The organism is Bartonella sp. AC62GZZY (assembly GCF_042196525.1).
Classification (GTDB): domain Bacteria; phylum Pseudomonadota; class Alphaproteobacteria; order Rhizobiales; family Rhizobiaceae; genus Bartonella.
This window is the reverse complement of record NZ_JBHIQN010000030.1, coordinates 1-6,506: the sequence shown is the minus strand read 5'-3', so window position 1 is coordinate 6,506 and position 6,506 is coordinate 1. Positions and strand designations below refer to the sequence as shown.

General features: G+C 44.9%; 6 protein-coding genes. All 6 read left to right on the top strand.

All coding sequences use genetic code 11. From position 1 onward, the window contains the following. Positions 1–495, top strand: a 495-nt coding sequence (locus tag ACFIML_RS08670) for a hypothetical protein (protein ID WP_375687953.1), incomplete at its 5' end; no start/stop codon positions are given. Continuing rightward, on the top strand, positions 476–1,165 hold the full coding sequence (locus tag ACFIML_RS08665) for a phage baseplate assembly protein V (protein WP_375687951.1): 690 nt from the start codon (positions 476–478) through the stop codon (positions 1,163–1,165). The genes ACFIML_RS08670 and ACFIML_RS08665, both read left to right, overlap by 20 nt. Next, positions 1,162–1,503, top strand: a complete 342-nt coding sequence (locus tag ACFIML_RS08660; protein ID WP_375607146.1) for a GPW/gp25 family protein — start codon at positions 1,162–1,164, stop codon at positions 1,501–1,503. The genes ACFIML_RS08665 and ACFIML_RS08660 overlap by 4 nt, the downstream gene beginning before the upstream one ends. Then, positions 1,500–2,327, top strand: coding sequence for a baseplate J/gp47 family protein (locus tag ACFIML_RS08655; RefSeq protein ID WP_375687949.1), 828 nt, complete (start codon positions 1,500–1,502; stop codon positions 2,325–2,327). The genes ACFIML_RS08660 and ACFIML_RS08655 overlap by 4 nt, the downstream gene beginning before the upstream one ends. Beyond that, the gene (locus tag ACFIML_RS08650; protein WP_375687947.1) at positions 2,327–3,433 is read left to right on the top strand and encodes a phage tail protein; all 1,107 of its coding nucleotides are present in this window, start codon (positions 2,327–2,329) and stop codon (positions 3,431–3,433) included. The genes ACFIML_RS08655 and ACFIML_RS08650 overlap by 1 nt, the downstream gene beginning before the upstream one ends. Position 3,434: 1 nt before the next feature. Next, positions 3,435–6,506: DUF4815 domain-containing protein (locus tag ACFIML_RS08645; protein ID WP_375687946.1), on the top strand; the 3,072-nt coding region annotated here is incomplete at its 3' end.

The window sequence follows — 6,506 nt, the reverse complement described above, 5'->3', positions numbered from 1 at the left end:
GCAGCAAAAACAGTAGCTGGTGATAATGTTTTCAATATGCGCGATTTCAATTTATTTATTGAAGCAATGCCAGCTATTAATATCTCAACGCAAAGTGAAACCATTGAAGATGGACATGATTTTGGCTTAAGGCGGCGTGTTTTAACAGTAGATGTTGAATGCTATGCAACATGTGAAGAGGGTGCACGCTTTGTTGACCAATTAGCATGGGAAGTTGAAGAGATTTTCCATGCCAACCCCAATCTTAACAACACCGTTGAGACATGCCGCCTGCAAAATATTGCTTTTGCCTTTGGTGATAATGGCGCTTTAGCACTCCACGGTGCAATTTTAACCTTTGACGTGACGCACATAACCAATATCCCCTGCCCTGATGAAGGAAATGCAACCGCAAGAGTTGTTAAACCCCTTGTCGGTTTTAAACCAGAAACAGGTGTGGGAAACGAAGACAAATACCATAAAATTGAAGGTGACTATGTTAGAGCGGCGCGATAAGGAGATCACCGATTTAAAGAGACGCGTAGCCAATATGGTTGTGGTGGGGAAAATTAGCCATGTCGACCATAAAAACGCACGCTATCGAGTAAAAACTGGAGGTCTTATCAGTGACTGGATTCCAGACACACAAGCCCGCGCCGGTAAAACACGCTCTTATGAAGGGCGCGATGTTGGAGAGCAAGTGATTGTTGTTTCATCATCAGGGGATTTATCGCAAGGGATGATTGTGGGTTCCATTCATACAGATGCTAATCAAGCAGCCGATAAGGGCAGCATTCACCGAACGATATACCCTGATGGAACCAGCCTTGAATATGATGATGAACAAAACACCTATGCCCTCAATATAAAATCGGGTGGAAAATTTATCCTAACAATCTCTGATGGCGTATCACTCAAAGGAGATGCTGGTAAGTTAGAGCTTAGCGCACCGGAGGGCATAAAAATCACTTCAGAACGTGACTTTAGTTTAAAGGCAAAGGGCGGCATCTCTTTGAAGGTTGGTGGTGACATTTCACTGAATTCGAATGATAGTCTCTCTCTTCATTCTGGAAATAATGTTTCCATTCATTCAAGTAGCTTAAAGCATAACGGCACCAATGTAGGAGCAACCCATGTTCATGGCGGTGTTTATTCTGGTGGCTCGATGACAGGAGGTCCCAATTGAACAGTGGAATGGACCGTACAACGGGAAAGTCCTTGGTTGGCATAGAGCATTTGCGGCAATCGATTATTGATATCTTATCAACACGCATTGGCACACGAGTCATGCGTCGTGATTATGGTTCACGCGTTGCAGAACTCATTGATGCGCCAGTGAATAATGCTTTTGCCGTTGCCCTTTATGCCGCCGTTGCTGAGGCTTTAGACAAATGGGAACCACGTTTTAAAGTGAAAAAAATCGATTTTAAAAGGGGTGAGAATGGACACGTTTCTTTATCCTTTGAAGGCATTTATTTGCCATCGGGCAAGCCCATTACCATGGAAGGATTATTGATAAAATGAGTAAAGCGCTTGCAAAACCGGAAATTATTACAGAACTTTCTTTTGAGGAAATCCGCGCAGCGGCTCTTGCTCATTTAAAAAAACTTTTACCCGAATATACATTTTTGGAAAGTGATCCAGCCGTAAAAGTTATAGAGGCTTTTAGCTATCGAGAATTGCTTTTAAGACAGCGTATTAATGAGGCAGCACGCAACAACATTCTTGATTTTGCAATCGGTGAATCTCTTGATGCCTTGGGAAACTGGCATGGTATTGCCCGCATGGAAGGAGAAAGTGACGAGAGATATCGTGAACGCATACAGCTTCATGCCCGTGGTGGCAATGGTAGCGGGACAGAACCCTATTACAAGCTTATAGCCTTAACAGCCGATAGCCGTGTGAAGGATGCGATTATTTATCGTAAAGGCAAAGACCCAACCATCTATGTTGCTCTTTTTGGTAATAATGAAGAAGGGACAGCCTCTGAAGATCTCTTACAAACAGTTTCACAAGCTCTTCACAGAAAAAATATCATCATGACCAATGATACGATTATTGTGCATGCTGCTGTTAAAAAAGTGCTGGACTTAGAAGCAGATGTTTGGCTGTTACCGGAAACATCTTTGAAAATTCTCACGACAATGGAGGCAAATTTAAGAGCAGCATGGAGACAAGAACAAGCCATTGGTCGTGAATTAAGCCTCTCGTGGTGGGTTTCAAAACTGATGATCCCTGGTGTCCAAAAAGTGATTGCCATTACACCCACAAAGGACAGTGCAGTTTGTGATGAAGAAATCTTATCGATTGGCAAAATCACCTTAAACTTCAAAGGGCGTGCACGCTAATGGTTGGTTCCCTCCTCCCCACCCATGCAACAGAATTTGAGAAACGCCTTGCCGATGCTTGCAACTTTCATCAAGATGTTGATGGGTCTGTTTTGGGGATTTCACGTGCTAAATTGATCACGCGCCCTCCCCGCTTTTTGCCGTGGTTGATTGAAGAATATGGACTTGGTGAACTCACACCTTATGTTCCAAACCTCTATGATTTGATTGACCAAGGACTTGCATGGCAAAATATTCGTGGCTCTGTAGACGCCATTGAGTTGGGACTTCAATGGTTAGAGCTTTCCGCGCGTTTTAAGCCCGCATGGTCTGGGCGTGCATGGTGGAATTCCTTTCAACTTGATTTTGATCACTTGCCTGAACGAACACAGCTTGAAGCCATTGAAGCAATCGTGAGACTTTCCAAAAGTTTGCGCTCTGATTTTCGTCGTGGTGTTTATGGTTATGATGTTGGAGCTGTTGAATGCAATATGTCACACCTTGATGAGTGCATGCTGGACTTCGAGAGTGGCATCTGTCTTACAGCTGGGGGAACTTTGTTTTCCTTTGGACGCACAACAGAAATCAATCATACCCTCACAAAAGAAGAAGGCAAGCTTATTGGCAATTGGATAGATGACTTTGACGAGGAGTTAAGCTGGAACCAAATTGATTACCCTTGGGATTTGGCAAATTTTCCCTGGTGTTCGGTCAAAAAACATGAACGCGACATACTCATGGCAGAATGGTTCCAAAATCGTCCCCTTTATTTGGCTTTAAGAGACGCAAACAACACTCTGATTGGGTATCGCCGATGCTATGCTGTAGCGCCTGTCGAACAGGTTTTAGAGGGTGTTTATAACCATTGTGGCAACAGATTTAACCCTTCCCCAACCGGCACTCTGTTGTTTCTTGCAGCTCGCACAGATTTTGAAGATGTTGAGGACAAACAAACCGCCGCTGTTTCCCTTCTCGTTCATGGCTCTCTTGCACAACAAACCCCTCCTGGCAAGCTTTGGCTTGAAGCTCATGAACTGCGTGATGGTGTAGAAATTCTTAAAACACCGGTCAACATTCCTTTGCGTGCTGATGTTCGCGAACAATTCAAAATTTTATTGAGGTTTTAACATGAAGCATGAAAGTGGTTTACCCTTTGCAATTGACAGATCGGTAGGCAAAGACGAACAACAAAGCGTGGTGTTTTATGGCAAGCGCCCTTTTCTTCAAGCGGGTGAACTCAATGAGGTTCAAACCATCATCAGGGGGCGTCATGACCGTTTGGGGCGCCTTGTGGCAAAAGAAGGAGACCGCGTTGAACGCGCTGATGCTTTTGTTAATAAAGAGACAAGGACTGTCACGTTAACAGAGGGCAAAATTTATATCGCAGGCGACATCTTTCCTGTCTCAAATGCTGTCTTGGAGAATATTTCCATGATTGGGCGTGTGGAAATTGGTGTAAAGCTACAAAAGAAATGGGTGACCTATGAAGATGATCCAGAGCTGTTGGGGCAAGTTGCCGGCAGTTTGGCAGAAGGAGAGCCCGGAGCGGCACGCGAAGTCGCAAAACTTGTCTGGGCTCTCAAAGATGATGAGCAGCAAGGGGCTTTCTTTCCGGTCTATATCTTACAAGATGGCGTTTTGATTGATCAAAAATCGCCCTCACTCCTTGAACCGGCCATGCAAGCCATTGCGACGTACGACCGCGCTCATGGGCATTATATCGTGGGGGGATGCCGTGTAAGTGCATTGGGAGCAAATAACGGTTGCCAAGTGTTTAGCATTCAAGAGGGAGAAGCCAATATCAATGGTTTTAAACGCAAACGCTTAGCAGCTTTGCGCCATGAAGAGATGGAAGATTTTTCGACAAGCGTTGTTCCTAGCGAAACGCACATTTTTTCGCCCCCAAAAGGGAAAACAAGCTTTACCTTTAAACCCTATTATTTTCCTCTTGCTGATATTCAGTCTCTTTTGTTGACAAAAGAAAAAACCGTTACCGTCACCCGCGGTGCCGTTGCCGCAGGGCGTGATGGCGTGCCGGATAAAAGCATCACCGCGTTTATCAAAATTGTTCAAGGAACTAAAGAATTTAAAGAAGGAACGGATTTTAAAAAAACCGGAGACACCATTGATTGGGCACCGGTGGGAGACGAACCTTTAGCAGGGAGCAACTATAAGGTGACTTATCGCTATCGTGCAAAAATCACGGCTGATAAGGTAACAGCGCAGGAAATTACAGTATCAGGGGGTGCGGAGGGTGGTGATATCATTGTCAGTTACACTTACAAACTCCCCCGCATTGACCGTATTGGTCTCAACACAGGGGGAAATGTCGTCTATATCAAAGGGATTTCTTCAGACCAACCCATGGCACCTAGTGTCCCTGATGAGGTGTTGTCGCTCGCAACCATTACCAACAATTGGCTTAGTACCCCCCTTGTGGTCAATGATGGCACCCGTGTTGCCCCCTATGATGAGATGTGGCGCTATTTTCAACGGGTGCTTTCCCTTGACCGGTTGATGCAGTTAGAGCGCATTAAAAGCAATGTAGACTCTAAAGAGCCTGTTGCCAAAAAAGGCATGTTCGCTGATCCCTTTCTTGATGATAGTTACAGAGATGAAGGCTTTCAACAAACGGGAGCTGTAGGCAACGGCATTTTGCAGCTTGCCATTGACCCAACATTCTATACTGCTCCTTTAAAAGCGCCTGTCACCCTTGACTGGACAAATGAAGTGATCATTGCGCAAGAGTTGACAACGGCTTGCGAAAAGATCAATCCTTATCAAAATTTTGCACCCTTGCCTGGTACAGTAACCCTTGAACCCGCAACAGACTTTTGGCATGAACAACGCACCGATTGGCTCTCAAGCGTGACCAATCAAATCATTATGGGAAAACATCGCGGCAGTACCATACGTAGAACAGAAGTAAGCGATAATTTCATCAACACACACCAAGAACAAATCGACTTTTTAAGACAAATTACCCTTCACTTTAAAATTGAAGGTTTTGGCAGTAGCGAAATCTTGGAAAGTCTTACCTTTGATGGTGTGGATATTTTGCCAGCGAGCCGCCTTGTTGCCGATAGACAAGGCGTCCTTGAGGGCACTTTCACGATTCCACAAAATATTACCGCTGGTACAAAAAATGTCGTGGCACAGGGGAAAGGGGGCACCATTGCAACGGGACTTTTTACCGGACAAGGTCTGATTGATGTGAAAGTGATGCGGCGCACCACAACAGTGAAGATATGGACGCAATTTGACCCACAAGCGCAAGTCTTTACCCCCGATGAAACACGGCAAATCACTGGAATTGACTTTCATCTTTGTAAAATCGGCAATCAGAACCATGATCTGGTGATTGATTTGGTGACAACCGAAAACGGCTATCCTACCGCCGATATTCAAGCACAAAGCTTTTATTCTATGAAGGGCGCAAAGCTAGGTTGGGCTGGGGCACGCTATGATGTCCCCTTGTTAGTCCCTAATGATCGTCTCACTGCTTTTATCATTAAAACCGATGATGCTGATCATGCCATCTCACTAGCAAAGCTTGGAGATTTTGATGCAGAACACCAAAGATTTGTCTCAAGTCACCCTTACGTGACCGGTCCACGCTTTTCTTCTGTTAACGCACAAAGTTGGACAGCCCATCAAGATGAGGCTTTAGCTTTTCGGGTGCTCGCTGCACGCTATAGGCAAACAGAAAAGATTGTCGATTTAGGCACCTTTGACCTTGTAGACTGCTCTGATTTGCAAATACGCGCAGCCATTGAGTTGCCTTCAAGTGAGTGTTCTGTCATCTTTGAAATTGAACGAAACAATGGCACAATTTATCAACTTCTTCCCTTTCAATTGCTCAGTCTTACTGAATATATCAGTGAAAAGGTCAAGCTTCGCGCTATTCTTAAAGGAACCGAGAAACTCTCACCGGTGTTATTTGCCCCTATTCAGTTGATTGCGGGAAAAATCCATAAGGAAGCGACCTATGTCACGCGTGCTTTTGCCTTTGGCGAAAAGGCAAGGTTGACCAGCTATATCAAAACCTTTTTACCGGGTGGTGCAACCTTTTCACTGGAGATGCAACTGGATGATGGTGGCTTCACCCCTTTGAAACTTGACGAAACAGAACAACTCGCTGAACCACTTTGGACAGAACGAAAATTTGTGAGCAGTGACAAAACAGCCAAACAAGCGCGC

Coding starts and splice junctions, on each gene's coding strand:
- ACFIML_RS08665 (WP_375687951.1), top strand. CDS start 476: ATGTTAGAGCGGCGCGATAAGGAGATCACCGATTTAAAGAGACGCGTA.
- ACFIML_RS08655 (WP_375687949.1), top strand. CDS start 1,500: ATGAGTAAAGCGCTTGCAAAACCGGAAATTATTACAGAACTTTCTTTT.
- ACFIML_RS08650 (WP_375687947.1), top strand. CDS start 2,327: ATGGTTGGTTCCCTCCTCCCCACCCATGCAACAGAATTTGAGAAACGC.